Annotated in this window: 16 protein-coding genes and 2 pseudogenes; 11 read left to right on the forward strand and 7 right to left on the reverse strand. The window is 68.6% G+C overall.

Annotated features, from left to right (window positions below):
* Positions 1–273: 273 nt before the first annotated feature.
* Together AB0C02_RS32265 and AB0C02_RS32270 are read left to right on the forward strand one after the other, a co-directional pair.
* Positions 274–804 (forward strand): hypothetical protein, encoded by a 531-nt coding sequence (locus tag AB0C02_RS32265; RefSeq protein ID WP_357552969.1) that lies wholly within the window; start codon positions 274–276, stop codon positions 802–804.
* Positions 805–904: 100 nt separating this feature from the next.
* Positions 905–2,428, forward strand: a complete 1,524-nt coding sequence (locus tag AB0C02_RS32270; protein ID WP_357552971.1) for a hypothetical protein — start codon at positions 905–907, stop codon at positions 2,426–2,428.
* 3 nt (positions 2,429–2,431) lie between these two features.
* Here AB0C02_RS32270 and AB0C02_RS32275 read toward each other — a convergent pair whose 3' ends face one another.
* Complete coding sequence (locus AB0C02_RS32275) at positions 2,432–2,755, reverse strand: hypothetical protein (RefSeq protein ID WP_357552973.1); 324 nt, start codon at positions 2,753–2,755, stop codon at positions 2,432–2,434.
* Between the two features lie 82 nt (positions 2,756–2,837).
* Here AB0C02_RS32275 and AB0C02_RS32280 point away from each other — a divergent pair, with 82 nt between their 5' ends.
* Entirely contained in the window at positions 2,838–3,059 is a 222-nt protein-coding gene (locus AB0C02_RS32280; protein WP_357552974.1) for a hypothetical protein, read from the forward strand.
* The gene (locus AB0C02_RS32285) at positions 3,047–3,223 is read left to right on the forward strand and encodes a hypothetical protein (RefSeq protein WP_357552976.1); all 177 of its coding nucleotides are present in this window, start codon (positions 3,047–3,049) and stop codon (positions 3,221–3,223) included. The genes AB0C02_RS32280 and AB0C02_RS32285 overlap by 13 nt, the downstream gene beginning before the upstream one ends.
* Before the next feature lie 77 nt (positions 3,224–3,300).
* Here the strand turns inward: AB0C02_RS32285 and AB0C02_RS32290 are convergent, their stop codons facing one another.
* The 3 genes from AB0C02_RS32290 to AB0C02_RS32300 form a co-directional block, all read right to left on the reverse strand.
* Positions 3,301–4,887 (reverse strand): hypothetical protein, encoded by a 1,587-nt coding sequence (locus tag AB0C02_RS32290; RefSeq protein ID WP_357552977.1) that lies wholly within the window; start codon positions 4,885–4,887, stop codon positions 3,301–3,303.
* A 341-nt stretch (positions 4,888–5,228) separates the two neighbouring features.
* On the reverse strand, positions 5,229–5,540 hold the full coding sequence (locus AB0C02_RS32295) for a hypothetical protein (protein ID WP_357552988.1): 312 nt from the start codon (positions 5,538–5,540) through the stop codon (positions 5,229–5,231).
* Positions 5,540–6,745 carry an IS110 family transposase gene (locus AB0C02_RS32300; protein ID WP_357552989.1) on the reverse strand — a complete coding sequence of 402 codons (1,206 nt, stop codon included), beginning with the start codon at positions 6,743–6,745 and terminating at the stop codon, positions 5,540–5,542. The genes AB0C02_RS32295 and AB0C02_RS32300 overlap by 1 nt, the downstream gene beginning before the upstream one ends.
* Positions 6,746–7,207: 462 nt before the next feature.
* On the opposite strand from AB0C02_RS32300, the pseudogene AB0C02_RS32305 reads away from it, so the two are divergent.
* From AB0C02_RS32305 to AB0C02_RS32320, 4 genes and pseudogenes are all read left to right on the forward strand, one after another.
* Positions 7,208–8,449, forward strand: a pseudogene (locus AB0C02_RS32305) (IS110 family transposase).
* Between the two features lie 84 nt (positions 8,450–8,533).
* Positions 8,534–8,788, forward strand: coding sequence for a hypothetical protein (locus AB0C02_RS32310; protein WP_357552978.1), 255 nt, complete (start codon positions 8,534–8,536; stop codon positions 8,786–8,788).
* Positions 8,789–8,977: 189 nt separating this feature from the next.
* Positions 8,978–9,586, forward strand: coding sequence for a hypothetical protein (locus AB0C02_RS32315; RefSeq protein ID WP_357552979.1), 609 nt, complete (start codon positions 8,978–8,980; stop codon positions 9,584–9,586).
* Positions 9,583–9,894: a transcriptional regulator gene (locus AB0C02_RS32320; protein WP_357552981.1), complete on the forward strand. Its 312-nt coding sequence runs from the start codon at positions 9,583–9,585 to the stop codon at positions 9,892–9,894. The genes AB0C02_RS32315 and AB0C02_RS32320 overlap by 4 nt, the downstream gene beginning before the upstream one ends.
* 176 nt (positions 9,895–10,070) lie before the next feature.
* On the opposite strand, the gene AB0C02_RS32325 is transcribed toward AB0C02_RS32320, so the two are convergent.
* A complete protein-coding gene (locus AB0C02_RS32325) occupies positions 10,071–10,412 on the reverse strand; it encodes a hypothetical protein (RefSeq protein WP_357552982.1) in 342 nt (113 codons plus the stop codon).
* A gap of 175 nt (positions 10,413–10,587) precedes the next feature.
* Between AB0C02_RS32325 and ligA the strand changes: the two genes are divergently transcribed.
* A complete protein-coding gene (ligA, locus tag AB0C02_RS32330) occupies positions 10,588–12,735 on the forward strand; it encodes an NAD-dependent DNA ligase LigA (protein WP_357552984.1) in 2,148 nt (715 codons plus the stop codon).
* Positions 12,736–12,855: 120 nt separating this feature from the next.
* Here ligA and AB0C02_RS32335 read toward each other — a convergent pair whose 3' ends face one another.
* The gene (locus AB0C02_RS32335; protein ID WP_357552985.1) at positions 12,856–13,845 is read right to left on the reverse strand and encodes a pentapeptide repeat-containing protein; all 990 of its coding nucleotides are present in this window, start codon (positions 13,843–13,845) and stop codon (positions 12,856–12,858) included.
* A gap of 983 nt (positions 13,846–14,828) precedes the next feature.
* Between AB0C02_RS32335 and AB0C02_RS32340 the strand changes: the two genes are divergently transcribed.
* Positions 14,829–15,725: a tetratricopeptide repeat protein gene (locus AB0C02_RS32340; RefSeq protein WP_357552987.1), complete on the forward strand. Its 897-nt coding sequence runs from the start codon at positions 14,829–14,831 to the stop codon at positions 15,723–15,725.
* Here AB0C02_RS32340 and AB0C02_RS32345 read toward each other — a convergent pair.
* Positions 15,656–16,144, reverse strand: a pseudogene (locus AB0C02_RS32345) (transposase); the annotation flags it as partial. The gene AB0C02_RS32340 and the pseudogene AB0C02_RS32345 sit on opposite strands and share 70 nt — an antisense overlap.
* Positions 16,145–16,159: 15 nt before the next feature.
* Here AB0C02_RS32345 and AB0C02_RS32350 point away from each other — a divergent pair.
* Positions 16,160–16,549, forward strand: a complete 390-nt coding sequence (locus AB0C02_RS32350) for a hypothetical protein (RefSeq protein WP_357552991.1) — start codon at positions 16,160–16,162, stop codon at positions 16,547–16,549.
* Positions 16,550–16,769: the final 220 nt, after the last annotated feature.

Consider the following 16,769-nt stretch of genomic DNA (forward strand, 5'->3'; position numbering starts at 1 on the left):
GTACGTAGCCTCTTCCGGCAGGCCTGGACCTTGTACCGGTGGGACACCCGCCCCACCCGCCGACCATGAAGCCCACCTATTTGCGTGGCCTCTTATGCCCTGGTAGAAGACATACTCGCCCGCCATAGCGATCGTGGCTCCCCGGGACAGCTGTTAGGACCCATATTCTCGGCGGCCCGCCCGGGCTCACCCCTCGGGCCCGTCGGTGCTCTGGTCAGGGTCGAACGCCGAAACGCGGTGGCGCTACCCAGCGTCGTCCGCATCCTGGTCGCCGTGCTCGTCGTGCAACGTGTCCGGGTCCGCTGGGGTGCCCACGCCCGCGGTGCGACGCACGCGGTGCGACGTCGGTCGGTCGCGGATGCGTATGACCTTCCGCCGCTATCGGCGGGCGAGATGCTTGTCGTGCACGATGTTCTCGCTGACGAGGCTGACGGCTACCGGCCGGCGTCGTCCGTCGGTTCGGGGGTTCAGGCGGTGCAGGTGGTCGGGCTGCATGTCGACCTCACCGCTGACGGCGTGGTGGTTGAGCGTCTCCCCGCCGGGGCCGCGTACCCGGCTTGGCGCACGTCCTACCGGATGTTCACACTCCAACCTGGTCAGTACGGCCGCTACCGGGCCAATTTCCGGTTCACCGGTTGTGCCTGCGCCGCCCGCTGGTACTACGAGGCCTGGACGGTGCACGTCGCGCTCGCGTCACCTCGGCCGGACCTGTTCCTCGGCGCCGTCGCTGACCACGACGTTGATCAGCGTGTGCATCTGTACGGCGGTCCGGCCCGCCGAACAGCAAGACAACGGCCAGCATGATGCGGTCACATCTGATCAGTTGGCCGAACCACGCAGGTTCTCGCCGGCAGGCGCTCCCATGACAAGCCATCTGCCGGGACGCAGAACCGATCAAGCAGCCATGCTCGCCGAGGAGGAGCGGCTGCGGGAGTTGCGCTGCGGCCTGGCGCGTAACCCTGCCCTGCCCGCCTCTCTTGGTGAACAGCTGACTGCACTGGGCGACGCCTCGGTGTGCCTTGAGCTGGCCGACCGTGACGATCTCAGCGGAGACCAGATCCGCCTCCTGGCTCGCTGCGGTGACGCTCAGGTTGTGATTCGTCTGCTGTCGCGCGGGCTGTTGCGGCCGGACGAGCTTGACCGCTTCGACCCACTGGTCGTGATCGCCATGGCGGACATCGCGCCGATCCCCGAGGACTGGGCATGGCGGCTCGCCGCCAGCCCAGACCCGGCCATGCGTGGAGCTCTCGCCGCGGCCACGCATCTGCCAGCCGCTGTTGTTGCCGCCCTCGCCGACGACCCGGACCTAGAGGTGGTCGCCGAGGCCGCCAGGTCACCGAAGATCAGCGACACCTTGGCGGAGCGGCTCGCAACCCATCCGCATCTGAGCGTGCGTCGAGCGGTGGCCTGCAACGACCACGCACCGAGTCACGTTCTCGTCGCGCTGGCTGAGCGCCGCGCGCCGGCCGCGGAACTTTGCCCGGCATGTGACGGGTCAGGCCATTGGCTGGCAGAGCATTGGAGCTGCGACGGCAGGCACCAGGACGCGCTGCACGACCTGGACTACGCGCTCACGCTCAATCCACGCACGCCCGCCGAGACTGTCAGCCGGTTCGCCGTGCATCCGTCGATACACGTGCGCTGGCGGCTTGCCGTCCGAACCGACCTGCCGCAGGACGTCTACCGAGTCCTCGCGCAGGATCTGATTCCCGGCATCCGCGGCGATGTAGCCGCGAACCCGGCCATCGACGAAGCGCTCATCCGAGCTATGGCCGACGACACCACCTATGACGTACGCCGGTGCCTCGCTCACAACCCGGCCGTGCCTCTCGATGTCCTCGCCGAGCTGGCCGAATCGGCGAAGATCGGCCACACCCTGCTGCCGCGCATCGCGGCAGCCACACCGGCCGAGATCAGCGAACTCGCTGCTTCGAGCGTTCCGGCCGTGCGGATGCTCCTCGCCGCGCGACGCGACCTTCCCAGCCAGATCATCGATCAGCTTGCCGGCGACCGCGACGCCAAAGTGCTCAACGCCCTCGCGACGAACCCGGCCTTGAGCGAAGCCCAGCTACGGACGATGGTGGCGGCGCACGGTCCGCGGGTCGCCGCGAAAGCCGCCGGCAACCCGTCCTGTCCGCCCGGCCTGCTGGTACTGCTTGCCCAGCAGACACCACCGGCGCAGAAGGCGCTCCGCCGCATCGCCGAGCACCCGAACGCGCCAGCCGAGGCCCTCCTTGCCTGCCTGGCCGACGAGCAGGCACGCCGGATCGCCGCGAGCCACCCCGCGCTGCCCGCACAGATGATCATCCAGTTGCTCACCGATGCCAACACCAGCGTTGCCGCTGCTGCGGCAGCCAATCCGTCGCTCCCCGAAGCAGTAATGCACGACCTCGCGGCGTCAGATGACGGATCCACCGGCACCGGGTGAGGCCTACGCGTCGGCGTAGGTGTGCTGCTGTAAGCGCCAAGGCTCGCCCTGGTTGGGCCGCCAGGCCTCGGTGCCTGGTGGCATCGCGGCCAGTTCGGCGATCGTGCCGTCCGCCGCGACCAGATGTTCCATGCAGGCCAGGACGGCGTTGCCGTTCGGATCGTTCACGTCGTCGGAAACCAGCCAGTCACCCTCTGCATCATGGACTACTGATCTGGCCGGCTCGGTGCCTTCGAGAACAGTGCGCTGGACCACCACCCCAAGGTGCTGCGGGAACCGGTTGCCAGGGTAGGGCCAGGCCATGCCACGGACGCCTTCATGCGTCATCCGGCCTGCGTGCCAGACCGTACCTCCGGCACTCGCATCAGGGATCTTGGAGCCGGGTCCGGGCGCGTGGAAGACTCTGGGTGTGTCGTGCGGCGTTCCCCGAACCGTCAAGGCGATCGACACCGCCGACCTCATCCGGCTGGACGCCGAGGCGATTGCGTACGGGTTCAACCGCAACCACGGTGCCGGCTGGCTCGCCGAATACGCCGCCCTTGAGGCCGTGCACTACCTACGCCCCGTGTTCGTGCACCGGGCTGGGCAGCGGGCCGAGTATCCCCGCACTGGCGGTGCATGCTGCTGCTGACGATGCGCGACGGCCAGGAAGTCTTCTCGCTGCTGGATGTCTGGCCTGCCTCGTTCGATCACCTGCCCGAGACCCTGGATTCGGCCACCAGGCGCGCGATTGTCCACCGACTGGACTACGGAGGGCTGCCGACCTCCGCGCAATGGGCAAACCTCAACACCTGACATGTCCATACGTAGGCACACGAGCAGGTCCGCCGGCCCGGGATCGGTCACGGACCGTTGTGAGGCAGGGAGCGCGCTCATGTGCCGGGGCGGGTACGCGCCATCCAGGTGGTGAGCATCCGGCTGGTGTCCTCGCCGAGTGCCGCCGCCGCCCGTGCCGCCAACGCGGCGAGCTCGCCGTGCTGCGCGGCGGTGACCGGCAGCTCGGGTGGTGGAGTGCGGCGCCAGGTGATTCGTGCGCCGTCCCGGGCGAGGCGGGTCACGTCGGCCTTGCCACGTTCGGCTAGGCGAGGGTCCGGGTCGAGGGTGAGCATCAGGGCAGCGCGCAACTGAACATCGACGCCGTGGCCATGCAGGAGGCGGTAGCCGGCCCGACGCAACTCCACCCGGGCGTCCCCGAGCAGCTGCCACGGAAGGCCTGGCGGCAGGGCACCGGTCAAGGGCCGCAGCGCGGTGGTCACCTCTCGGACCACCGCCGGCGACGGATCCCGTAGCAGCGGAAGCACCTCCTGAGCGACAACCGCCTGGAGCAGGCGCAGGCCTCGTACCGCCTGGGCACGGACCCTGGCTTGCGAGTGGGTCAGCAGCGGCCGCAACAGCGGGGCATCCGCTGCCGAACCGGTCTCGGCAAGCCCAAGAATCGCACCCAGCGCCGGTTCTCCGGTGCTGACCGCAGCCCGGTGATGCTCTCGGGCGTCGATGCCGAGCCGGCGGGCCGCGTCCCGGGCCACCGCCCGCACCAGCGACGCGTCATCATCCAGATACGCGGCAACGTCGCTGTCCTGACCGACCCGGACCAGCCCGGTCAACGCCACCACCCGCACCTCAGCACGAACCGACCGGGCCAGGCGACGCAGAACGTCATGCCGGCGGGTCCACACGGCCTCACGGCAGGCCGCGTCCGCCGCCCGGACCCGAATCCCCGTATCCGAGTCGGTCTCGGCCCAGGTCACGTAGTCGGGCAGACGCAGCCAGCCCTGAGCCAGGACGATGTCGAACACGAACCGCCGCTGCCGGCGGCCACCCGATCCCAGCAGCCCGCGCCACACCTGAGGTGGCGCCGACAGCAATGCCGCCCGTATCTGGGTGACGGCGAAGCCGCCCCGCAGCCACGTGTCGAGGCGCAGCGCCATCGGCAGCACCGCCGGTAGATGACCGTCCGGATCGTCGGCGAGCAACAACGCCAGGCCGGCCCGCGCCCGATCCCGCACCGGCTTGACCCAGTCAGCGGTACGCAGCACCAGGAATGGCATCACCTCCGGGCACGGGCGATCGACCATCGCCGCGATCGCGCGTTGCCGGATCCGCCCGTCGCCGTGCATGCTCGCGAGCGCCATCGCGACAGGCCCCGACGTCGCGACCGAGAAACGCGCCCCTACCCGCCGCAATGCGGAATCCTGGTACGGGCCATACCACGGTGCCTGCCGCGAGTGCCGGTCTAGCCGGGCCACCAAACCCGCAACATCGGCCACCACCGTCAACGCCGACCGCGCCGCCACCTCGTCACCGGCAGCATCGACCTCGAACAGCACCTCGACCAGATGGTTCAACCCCTCCCACCGCCCCGCGGCGGCACCGTCGACCGCGACCCGCACCGCCCCGAGCGGCCCGATCTCCCCCACCGCCGACCGCTGAACCCCGCTACCCCGTCTCCCCCAGATCACCCCGCCATCCTGTCCGAGCCAACAAACCCGATCGAACTCGATTCGGCCCATTCATCGAGCCGCAGCGCAGCGCGGGCTGGACATGTAGCAGAGCCGCTCGACGGCTTCGCTGCTCTCACCCGCTGCGCCCGGCACAACCCATCAGCGGTCATCTCTTCCGAGCACCGGCAGGGGCACGATCTGTCACTAGGCCTGCGAAGGCGTCCTGCAACCGCGAGCGCTCACCCGCCGGCGGCTACCGGAGCCGGGTCTGCCGCCCGGGAAGTCTCATTAGCCTCTGTCTCCCCTTGGGGGACGCCCGTTCCGCGCGGAAAATCGGGGGGGTGTCCCTATGGGTTTGGTCAAGTCCCAGAGGGAGCCGACGTTAGCCGGTGGGTGAGTTCGTCGAGGCAGGCGTTGAGGTCGGTGGCGGTGGACATTTCGTAGTGGGTGCTGGTGACGGTGCCGGCGGAGATCTGGGCGATGTCGAGTTCTGCTTCGCCGCTGGTCCAGACAGTCAGCTGGGCCTCGCGGTCGGGGGTGGTGCAGACGATCCAGGCCGCTGACTTGTCGCGGGTGGGCCCGCGATGCAGTTCCCAGCGCACGCCTGCGCTGTTCCATTGCTCGGCGTGGGCGGCGACGGCATCCGCGAAACTGTCGAGGTCCAGGTCCATCACGCGGCTGATGCTAGAGCCGGCAGCGGCCGGGGTTGGTAAGGGATCTTGTCGCGGAGCATGGCGTGTAGGACGTCGACGCGGCGTCGGGCGAGGCAGATGAGGGCGGCGTTGTGTTTCTTGCCTTCAGCGCGTTTGCGGTCGTAGTAGGCGCGGGACGCGGGGTCGGCCAGGGCCGCGAACGCGGCGAGGAAGAACGCGCGTTTCAGCTGCTTGTTGCCGCCCTTGGGCGGATGCTCACCGCGGATGGAGCTGCCGGAGCGTCGCGTGACCGGCGCCAGGCCGGCGTAGGCGGCCAGGTGCCCAGGGGCGGCGAAGGCGGAGCCGTCGCCGACTTCGAGCAGGATCCGGGCTCCGGTCCTGACGCCGATGCCGGGCATCGAGGTCAGGACCTCGGCGAGAGGGTGCGCGTCGAGCATCCTCTCCACCTCGCCGGCGACCTGGTCGCGTTGGCGCAGCACCTCGCGCAGGGAGTCGGCGAGGCGGGGCAGGATCGTCTCGGCGGCCTGGCTGCCAGGGACGGTGACGGTCTGCTCGTCCAAGGCGGTGGAGATGGCTTCGACCAGTGCCGTGCCCATGCGGGGCGCGTTCTTGACCGCGATCTGGGTGAGTTTGCGTCGACCGGCCTTGCGCAGCCCGATCGGTCCGCCGCAGCGGGAGAGCAGTTCCAGGACCGCCTTGTGCTGGATCTTGGGGCCGAGAACGCGTTCGAGTGCGGGGTGGATCTGGATGAGCAGGCCACGGATGCGGTTGGAGACCCGGGTGGCTTCGCCGGCGAGATCGTCGTCATAGCCGATCAGCATCTCCAACTCGGCCAGGGCGTCGTCGCCGGTGTCGACCCGCCGCAGGGTGTGCGGCAGGGTGCGTGCCGCGTCCGCGATCACAAACGCGTCGCGGGCGTCGGTCTTCGCGCTGCCGGGATACAGGTCGGCGATGCGCCGCATCGCCAGGCCGGGCAGGTAGGCCACCTGATGCCCACACGCCCGGGCGACCGCCACCGACAGGGCGCCGATCGACGCGGGCTGGTCCACCACCACCAGAACCCTGCCGTGGCGGCCGAGTTTGTCGAACACGGCCCGCAACCGGGCCTCGGTGTTGGGCAGCGGCGCGTCATGCAGCCGCTTGCCGTCCACGGCCAACCCGACCGCATGATGATCACCCTTACCGACGTCCAAGCCCAGGAAGACCTGGTAGTCGCCGTGCACCTGCACCGCCTCCACACATGACCGTCGCCGCGCCTCGGCCGCTGGTCTGGGCGTCGGACTGCCGGCAGCCACGTTACGAAGAGACCTACCCCAGCAAGGGGCGGCCTGGTCCCTATCAGCGGTCCGCCGACGCCACCCGACCCGGCGACAACACCCCCCGGATCATGCGTACGACAGGGGAAGTAAGTCATACCGGGCCGGGCGACCGAGGGTCCCCGGCTGGGGACGATCAAAAAGGTAACCGGGGGGGGGTCGCTGTTCGCCGACGCCGTCGTCTCCTTGATCGTCGAGGTCGTTCATTAGCCGGGTGCGGGGAGCCAACTCACGGGCCCTTCAGTGTTGCTTCGAGCACGAGGATTAGATTTCTTCAACTGTCCCTATGGCTCCTGCGGGCAGCGGCCACCCTTTCCCCTTCGGGCGCGAGGAGGCGCGGTGCTGACCGAGACGCAGGACAACGAGGAGATCATCCAGCGGGTCGCGGCGTTGGACATCGGCAAGGCGGAGTTGGTGTGCTGCGTGCGGGTACCCGGCCAGGGCCGGTCGGGTCGGCGGATGCAGGAAGTGACGACCTATCCCGCGATGACCCGTTCGCTGCTGGGCATGGCCGAGCGGCTGGCCGCCTTGGGGGTCAGCAGGGTGGTCATGGAAGCAACCTCGGATTATTGGAAGCCGGTGTTCTATCTGCTGGAGGCCCACGGATTCGACACCTGGCTGGTCAACGCCAAAGATGTCAAACACCTGCCGGGCCGCCCCAAGACCGACAAGCTCGACGCGGTGTGGCTGTGCAAGGTCGCCGAGCGGCAGATGATCCGCCCCAGCTTCGTCCCACCGCCGCCGATCCGCATGCTGCGGGGACCTGACCCGCTACCGGGCCGACCTGGTGGCGGTCCGCACGGCGGAGAAGCAGCGGGTGGAGAAGCTCCTCGAAGAGGCGCAAATCAAACTCAGCGTGGTCGCCTCGGACATCTTCGGGGTATCGGGCCGCGACATGCTGGCCGCGCTGGTCGCCGGCCAGCGTGACCCGAAGGCGCTGGCGCAGATGGCCAGGCGCAGCATGCGAGCCAAGATCGCCCTGCTGGAGGAGGCGTTCGCCGGCCACTTCACCGACCACCACGCGTTCCTGCTTCAGCGGATGCTGGCCCGCGTCGACGCGATCAACGTCGACATCGCCGCCCTCGAAGCCAAGATCGAGGAACAGATGAGCCCTTTCGCGGCGGCGGTGGAGAAGCTGGATGAGATCCCCGGCATCAACCCGGCCGCGGCACATGTGATCCTGGCCGAGATCGGCATCCAGTTGCAGCGCTTCCCCACCGCCGGGCATCTGGTGTCCTGGGCCAAGTTCGCGCCCGGCGTGAAGGAGTCCGCGGGCAAGAAGAAAGGCAAGAACGCCACCGGCCACGGCAACTCCTACCTGGCCCGAGTCCTGGGCAACGCCGCGGTGGCTGCCGGCAAGACCGACACCTTCCTCGGGGAACGGTACCGGCGCATCGCCCGCCGACGCGGCCGCAAGAAAGCCGTCGTAGCGATCGGCCGGTCCCTGCTGGTCATCATCTGGCACCTGCTCTCCCAAGACGGCGCACGTTTCCACGACCTCGGCGCCGACTTCTACACCACTCGCATCGACCCCGAGCGCCGCAACGAGGCCACATCCGCCAACTCGAAGCGCTCGGTTACACCGTCACCCTCCAACCGGCAGCGGCCTGATCACCACCAGCCCGTCCCGGCTGCGTCGCACTCTGCCGGGCGCTACCGCCTGCCCACGCACTGTTCATTTTCGGATTAGGAGCGTTGACGGACCTCCGCGAGCGGGGCTCGCTCGGCCTGCTGGCGCTCCTGGTGCTCAATCAGCGTGAGCCAGGGGATCTCAGGGAGCGGCGACACCGCCTCGGAATCTTCGGTTTTGCCGTCCAGGAGGTGGGGCTGCCCCGCAACCCGCTGGACCTGCTGGACCCGCAGGGTGCCCTCGTTCAGGTCGACGTCCGACCAGCGCAGCCCGACCAGTTCACCCGCGACGAAAGGCCCATCGCGGCGGCCACGGCGTGAAGGGCGTGCAGCCGGTGTCCCGCCGCAGCGGCGAGGAGCTTGCGCACCTGGTCGACGGACAGGCCCTTACCGACCTTGTGGCGGGGCGAGGGAACCCGGGCGAGCATGGCGACGTTGTGGGCACGAGCTCCTCGCGCATGGTGTATTGGGGTGCGTTGCGCAGCATCGCATGCACCAACTGGATCTGCCGTGACCTGGGTAGCGCTGGCAACAGTGGCCAACGGGGCAGCACCGCCGGTCAGCAGGCCGGATCTTGTCGAGGCCGTTGGTGCAGCAGAGACAATGGTCGCCGGCTGGGTTGACTTGCCGCTATGGAAAGTCCATGGCAGACTTTCCACCATGGAAAGGGAACTTGACCCGCAAGAGGCCGCCGCCAGGCTCGACCTCGTCACGTCGACGCGGCTCCAGCTGGCCGACCGCCTGATCACCCCCTGGTGGTACCACCCGGTTCTCGGCCTCATGGCCGCCGGGGTCATCGCCGCCCCCGCCACCGGTTCCCTCGCCTTCTGGTATGCATCCGTCGTCCTTTTCATCGTCGGCTGCGGAGGGTTGGCCCGGGCGTACCGCACCATGACGGGCGTGTGGGTCAGCGGCATCAACGCCGGCCCTGCGAGCCGTTGGGCCTGGGCTCTGGTGCTGGTCTTACTCGTCGCCGGCGGCTTGAGTGCGCTCGCCGCTATCGTCCTCAATGTCTGGCCAGCCTCGATCGCTGTCGCCGTCCTGCAGATTCCCCTCACCGTCCTGCTGGGAGGCCGGTTCGACGAAGCCCTGCGCCGGCGGTTGCGGGAAAATCGGTGAGCCCCCTTTTTGACCACGTAATCCACGCGCCGATCCGGCTGCAGGTTTGCTCGATGCTTTCGACGCTCGATGATGCCGAGTTCGCGGCCCTCCGCGACGCGTTCGGCATCAGCGACTCAGTCCTCAGCAAGCACCTGCGCGTCCTCGAAGAGGCCGGTTACGTCGCGCTGCGTAAGTCGGCCTCTGGTGGGCGCACGCGCACCTGGGCCCGTCTGACCCGCACCGGGCGTGTGGCCTTCGCCGGACATGTGGCCGAACTACGGCGGCTCGCCGATGGGCTTCCTCCCCAGAGCATCCGCGGCTCGTAGGTCGCGGGTCACCCCGGGATCGCGCAGTCGAGTCAACGAGGTCAGCCTGGTCTGCCTGGCCCCTCGCTGAGCGGGAGGCCGGGCCCCGACGTCTGCCCCGAGCAAACTGAGCCCTACAGCTCCCCGATAAACCAAGCAGACCCGTCCACGTCTTGGGGTAAGAGCGCCTGTTCGTCCTACTTCCGGACAAGCCCATAAGCGTTCACCTGCAGCGCGACGTCCAGCCATGATTTAAGCCCATCCGCGAACGGCAACGCCTTTCGCTTCTGCTCAAACAGTCCAATCAAGCTGGCTGCACCCAAGCGGCCGTCAGGTTTAGCCGGTCGAAGCATTTGATCTTGAGATTCGGGCGGGACAGGATGTTCCGCCATGCATGTGTACACGGTCACGCCGTGCTGCTTGCGCCGACCGTCGGTCGCGGACGATGTCCGAACCTGGTCGTTCGTCCCATCACCTGCGCCTGACGGTTCCTCGGCTTGGCCCTCACCACCGCCGATCGGGATCAGGGCCTTGCTCACCTCCACCGCCACCACGCCATCCGGACCGAACTGGGGTTTGCATGGTCCGGCGCCCGATGGCGCCATCGATGTCGTACCTGGCCGCTAAGTTGTGCATCAGGGCAGCCCAGGTCGGGCAGGTCTGTGCCGCGCCGCCGCCGTGGGCGTGGCCGGCGCGAAGTCAAGGAGGTCGGCGATGGCCAGCCCCGGTGTTATCGGTGAGGAACTGGTCGACGCCGTCGACCCGGTCGTTGACGCCGCGCGCGCCGAGCCCTTCGATTCGGTGCAGGCGTACCGGTCAGCGATCGCCGAGGTCCGGACGGCCGCTGCGGCGTACTACGGTGGGTCGGGCTTGGTCATGGACGATGCGACCTACGACGCGTTGTTGGCGCGGGTCGCCGCGACCGAGGCCGCCCGCCCGGAGTGGAAGGCCGACGACTCCCCGACGGAGGTGGTCGCGACCGGCGGCGGTGTGATTGGCGATGTCGAGCACAGCTCGCCGATGCTCAGCCTGGACAACGTGTTCGATGAGGAGACGCTGCGCAAGTGGGCCGGCCGGCTGGAACGGTTGCTGGGCCGGCCGGTGGGTGGATACACGGTCGAGCCGAAGATCGACGGTCTGGCGGTCGCTGCCCGGTACGCCGACGGGCGGCTGACCATGGTCGCGACCCGCGGTGACGGGCGGGCCGGTGAGGATGTGACCGGGCAAGCCCGGCGGGCGGCCGGGTTGCCTGCTCGCCTGGCGGAGCCGTTGACGGTGGAAGTCCGGGGCGAGGTGTTCATGACCGACGTCGACTTCGCCGCCGCCAACGTGCTGCGTACCGGGCATGGCGAGCCGGCGTTCGCCCACCCGCGCAGCGCCGCGGCCGGCACGCTGCGCGCGCAGGACCGTGCCTACGATGCGCCGCTGTCGTTCCTGGCTTACGCCGTACACGGCCTCGACGGCGCCGACGGTGAGCCGTTGCCGCACTCGGTCGCGATGGCCCGCGTCGGGCAGCTCGGTGTCGCGACGACCGCGACTTCGGCGGCCGGGATGCCGCTGTGCTCAAGCGTTGATGAGGTCATCGCCGCGGTGGAGGCTCTGCGCACTCGTCGTGGGGAGCTGGGGTTCGGGGTGGACGGGGCGGTCATCAAGGCTGACCAGCCCGCCGACCGGGACCGGGCCGGCTTTTCCAGCCGGGCACCACGGTGGGGCATCGCCTACAAGTTCCCCGCCGACACCCGTACGACCCGACTACTACGTATCGAGGTTCAGGTCGGCCGCACCGGCGTGATCACCCCCGTCGCGGTGCTCGAACCGGTCGTCGTCGGTGGCGTCACCGTCACCTCCGCCACTCTGCACAACTTCGACGACCTGCTCCGCCGCAACGTCCGCGCCGGTGACACCGTGTTCGTGCGCCGCGCCGGCGACGTCATCCCCGAGATCACCGGCGCCAAGCTCGACGACCGGCCGGCCGACGCCGCACTGTTCGAGGCCCCAACGGTCTGTCCCCGCTGCGACGGCGACATCGACCGCTCGCAGAAGCGGTGGCGCTGCACCCGCGGTCGGGCCTGCGGTGCGCACGAGTCGCTCGCCTACTACGCCACCCGCGATTCGATGGACATCGAAGGACTTGGCGACAAGATCATCAACATGCTGGTCGCGGCCAAGCTCGTGACCGACCCGGCCGACCTGTACGACCTCGACGTGCCCACCCTCGCCGCGCTCGACCGGATGGGCGAGATCTCCGCCGGCAAGCTGGTAGCCAGCATCCAGGCATCGAGGAACCGGCCGCTGTCGCGGGTGCTGACCGGCCTCGGGGTACGGATGACGGGCCGGTCCATGTCCCGGAGGCTGGCCCGACACTTTGGCACGATGCAAGCCCTGCTCGACGCCACTGTCGACGACCTCCAGCAGGTCGAGGGCGTCGGCCCGGAACGTGCTGTCACCATCGCCACCGAACTGGTCGAGCTGGCCAGCGTGATCGACAAACTCGCCGCGCGCGGGGTGAACATGACCGAACCGGGTGCTGCGGCCGTCGCCGCACCGGCGCCGGACGGTGCAGCCGCCCGTCGTCTCCCGCTACAGAAGCCCGACGGAACCCCGATGACCGTCGTCGTGACCGGCGCGGTCCCGGGCCTGACCCGCAACGAGGGAAACGAGGCCGTCGAAACGCTCGGCGGGAAGTCCTCCGGGTCGGTGTCCAAACGTACCGATATGGTCGTCGTCGGCGACGGTGCCGGCACGAAAGCCGACAAGGCCGAGCAACTCGGCATCCGGATCCTGCCCGCCGACCAGTTCGCTGCCCTACTACGCGCCCACGCCGCCGCGAACATCGACGCCATCACCAGGATCCTCGCCTGAGCCGAACGGTCGATCTCAGATGCTGCCCAACTGAGCCTTTCCACGCAACGGTTCGATCACCAGTGGTGATCGAACCGTCGCCCCGGGTTGGCCACTCCGCGCTGATTGCGCGGTGGCCGGTCACGCGCTCGGCGTCGTAGGCGTCGCAGGGGCGGGCTGGACACTCGGAAGTGGAGCCGCGGCAGGATGGCAGGATGGCGGATTCGGGTTGGTCTTGGAGGCGTCGAAGTCGGTGAAGGCATCGAAGCCTCCCGGCAGCGCTTTGCCCTGGTGGGCCTTGGGACCGATCGTGGCGCCCAGCCAGGTGGCCCCGCGGCGGTCGGCGTTGACCGCAAGAGGCTCGGCGGTCTCGTTGACGAAGCTGGTGTCGGTGAAGGTGGCGTTGCGCAGATCGGTCCGGATGATGCCTGTGAAGTCCACCGAGGTCTTCTTGACCAACGCGAGGGAGAAGTTCGCGCCGTGCAACTGGGTGTCGCGCATCACTGTGTTCTGCAGGAAGGCGCCAGTGAAGTCGGCACAGCTCAACCTCGCTCCGCTGAGGTCGGCTCCGTCGAGTCTGGCCCAAGTGAGGTCGGCAAACTCCAGATTTGCGTCGGCCAGTTTCGCGTTGAGCAAGCACACGCCGGACAACTCGAGGCGGTAAGGCGCTCGGCCTTCCTTGATGTCGAGCGCACGTTGCGGGGCGTACAGTTTAGTCACGGCACTGAGGGCCTCGTCGAAGTCGCGCCCCACCCGTGGGCACTCGAACTCACCCTTCGGTGGCGCTTCCCGCCGCGCCGCCTGGCCGGCCACGTGGGCGCTCAGGAGATCAAGCACGGTCGGCCGTTCCTCCTGGAAGTCGTCGGCGAGTGCAAGCATCGCGCGTACGCCGGCGACCCGAGCACCGGCGACGTCGGAACTCAGTAGAGTGGCGGCGCTGGCCAGCCGGTCGGCGCGCTGCTGCTGATCCGATCTTTCCATGGCCTGGCAAGAGTTCACCGTCGAGACGATGCTTAATGTCAGCGCGACGGCTGCCACGGCGAGGGTGAGGTTCTCCCGGACAACCTCCGACCGGAAGGGGGCCGCAACCCGGCCGAGAAACGGCAACTCACGCCTGCTCGTACCCGCCATACGGCCATGATGGAGGCCGTTCGCTCCGCAGCGCTATCCGCGGGGCAGGCATCCGCACATTCACATTCTTCCAGCCAAAGTAGACCGAGTCTCCGATTGCGGTGATCGGCGCTCCTTGGAGAGGGAAGGCAGGGCACTCTGCAGGCGGCAATGCATTATGGCGAAGCGTTCCAAGACACAATGCCACGTAGCCTAGCGCCTCGTCATGCCGCCTTGAACAGGTAATCCGGGTGGCGGATCTTGGATCTGGTAGCGAATCATGATTTCGGGCGTGCTCGCTGGTCACCGGGTGCTCGAGAGCTGTGGCGGCCTGCCACTGGCCATCCGCATCGCCGGAGCACGCATCGCCGCCCGCAGGGCGATGCCGTTGCGGGTCTTCGCGGACCGGCTGTCCGACGAGATCCGCCGGCTGAACGAGCTGGCCACTCCGGATGCCAGCGTTCGCCTCACGATCGGGCTGAGCTACCGGGTGTGGCGGAACCGGCCCGACTGGTGCTGCGGCGGCTGGGCTTCCTTGGCGTACCCGATTTCGCGGTGTGGACCGTGTCCTGGCTGGCCGGCATCTCGCTCTATGACGCGGAGCTGCTGGTGGAGGAGTTGGTCGACGCGCAGCTGGTGGAGTTCGTCGGGGTGGACCAGTTGGGCGCGCTGCGCTATCGGCTGCACGACCTGCTTCGGCTGTACGCGCGGGAGTGCGCCCAGGCCGAGGAGCCGAGCGGGGACCTGGTCGGCGCGGTCGCCGCAGTCCTGCGGGGTTGGCTGGGAGCGGTGCGGCGCGTCAGCGTTGACTCGCCGCCCTCGGACATCCCCTGGCGACGCCACACGGACGGCCAACCTGTCGACGAACAGATCGTCGAACCGCTCACCCGCGACCCGTGGGGCTGGTTCCAGGCGGAACAGAACGCGCTCGTGGCGGGGAGCGCGTCGTCGTGGCGGCGCTCGGCGCGGTACGCCGGGCCGGGGACGTCCGCAAGGAGGCCGTGGTGCTCGCCGAACTCGCCCAGCTTCGCTACGACCAGGACCGCTACACCGAGGCCCGGCAGCACTTCCAGGAGTCGGTCAGTCGGTTCCGCGACGTCGGTGAGACGCAGGGCACCGCGGCTGCGCTGGCCGGGCTGGGCACCGCCTGTCGCGAACCAGGTCACTTGGCCGAGGCGCTGCACTTCCTGGCCCAGGCCAGCGCTCTGCTCCTGGCAGCCGGCGACGACACTGGCATCGGCTACACGCTGCGCCTCACCGGGTCGGTCCGCTTGGAGCAGGGTGACTATCCCGCGGCACTCGCCGACCTGACCGAGTCATTGGCCGCCTACCGCCGGGTGGGTAGCCGCCGTGGCGAGGCGTTGACCGTGCGGTCCATCGGGCTGTATCACCGGGCAACGACGCCAACGGCGACCTGCGGGCCTTCCCCAACATCGACGGCATCAACTACTCCTGGGGCAACCCGCGCGTCGTCGGACAGGGTTGGACCGACCCGTCCCGAACCTTCTTCGTGTAAAAACCGGTGGCCCGCCGACTCGACCGGTGGGCCACCGGCGCATCCGCACCGGCCGGGCCTCGCGCCCGGCCGGGTCGCGGCCGTTACTCGTCACGCCCGCTGCACCCGAGCCCGAAGGGGAGATCAGCGATGTTCCACAGTAAGGGCCGCTGCGATCCGGCCCTACCGATCACTGAGTCCGGTGAACCTCTGGTTGACCTGGGCGAGGTGGCAGCGTTGCGGCTCAACGCCCAAACGGCCGGAACGGTGGCGACTTTTCCGAGCGTCGGTCCTCAAGGGTCGCCCCTTGACGGTAGGGCGCGTATCGAGTTGTGATCACGGAGTGGTCTGGGTGAGGTCTTTGATCCAGATCATGGAGGCGCGGAGGTGGAGGCCGGCGAGGTAGCTGTCGGGGGTCTTGTCGTACCGGGTGGCGATGCCTCGCCAGGCCTTCAGCTTGTTGATCAGGCGCTCGACGGTGTTCCGCTCCTTGCAGAGGTCGGCGCCGTGGGTGACGGGTCGGCCGCCCTGGCTGCCCTTCTTCTTCTGGTTCGCGGCTTGGCCTCTCTTCTCTGGGATGACTGCCTTGATGTGGTGTTTTTCGTAGGTAGGCGCGGTTGCCGCGGGACGAGTAGGCCTTGTCCCCGGCGACCGCGTCGGGCCGGGTGCGGGGGCGGCCGATCGGCCCGCGGACCCGGATCTTCTTGAGCACGGGGACGAACTGCGGGCTGTCCGCGGCCTCGCCGGGCGACCAGTCGGCGAGAAGAGCACCGTCGATCTAACCTTTGCCGCATGCGGAAACGTCTGCGGATCACGCTCGGCCTGGCTGCGGCGGGCGTCCTGGCCGTACCGGTCACCGTCCTCGGCGTGCATGTAACCCACCCCAGAGACGAGGACGGTTACCTGACCTACCTCAAGCAGTACGGCGATCCGCACAGCGACGGCCCAGTGCTGGTCCTGCCGCCCGCCGCCGATCTGCTCGCCGAGGGCGACGCGGCCTGCGACTGGATGCGAGAGCAGCCGTACGCCCTCTGGCGAACCGATTCGCAGTACCACTTTCCAGCAGTCTACGAGCGCTACGAGCAGCATGTCGCGAACCGGTCACCGAGCTGGGGCAACGATCCGCCCGAGATGGGGTCAGTGACAGCGGGCGCTTGGGCATACCTCTGTCCAGCCGACTGGGAGCTGCGGCAACCGCGCCGCCGTCCCTTCGCCCCTAACCCAGACTGACCGGCACACTTTCCCGCAGCTCCTCTCCCCGCAACGAATGCTGTCGGAGCCACCCGAAGCGAAACGGATGCGGACGAGACTGGACCGACTTGGCTGCCGAGGCACGGTCACCTACCAGGGCTCCGGGTCAAGCCCCTGGAAGTGGTGTAACGGCTGATCTTTCGAGTTGTGCTGGTTAGAAGGGTTGTGTTCCGGGCTGGTCAGTGGCGGGTTCGCTGGT

Origin of the sequence: Micromonospora sp. NPDC048999, from assembly GCF_040649295.1 — a bacterium.
Taxonomy (GTDB): Bacteria; Actinomycetota; Actinomycetes; order Mycobacteriales; family Micromonosporaceae; genus Micromonospora.

Coding starts and splice junctions, on each gene's coding strand:
- AB0C02_RS32275 (WP_357552973.1), bottom strand. CDS start 2,755: ATGACGCATGAAGGCGTCCGTGGCATGGCCTGGCCCTACCCTGGCAAC.
- AB0C02_RS32335 (WP_357552985.1), bottom strand. CDS start 13,845: ATGGCGGGTACGAGCAGGCGTGAGTTGCCGTTTCTCGGCCGGGTTGCG.
- AB0C02_RS32295 (WP_357552988.1), bottom strand. CDS start 5,540: ATGGACCTGGACCTCGACAGTTTCGCGGATGCCGTCGCCGCCCACGCC.
- AB0C02_RS32270 (WP_357552971.1), top strand. CDS start 905: ATGCTCGCCGAGGAGGAGCGGCTGCGGGAGTTGCGCTGCGGCCTGGCG.
- AB0C02_RS32285 (WP_357552976.1), top strand. CDS start 3,047: ATGCTGCTGCTGACGATGCGCGACGGCCAGGAAGTCTTCTCGCTGCTG.
- ligA (WP_357552984.1), top strand. CDS start 10,588: ATGGCCAGCCCCGGTGTTATCGGTGAGGAACTGGTCGACGCCGTCGAC.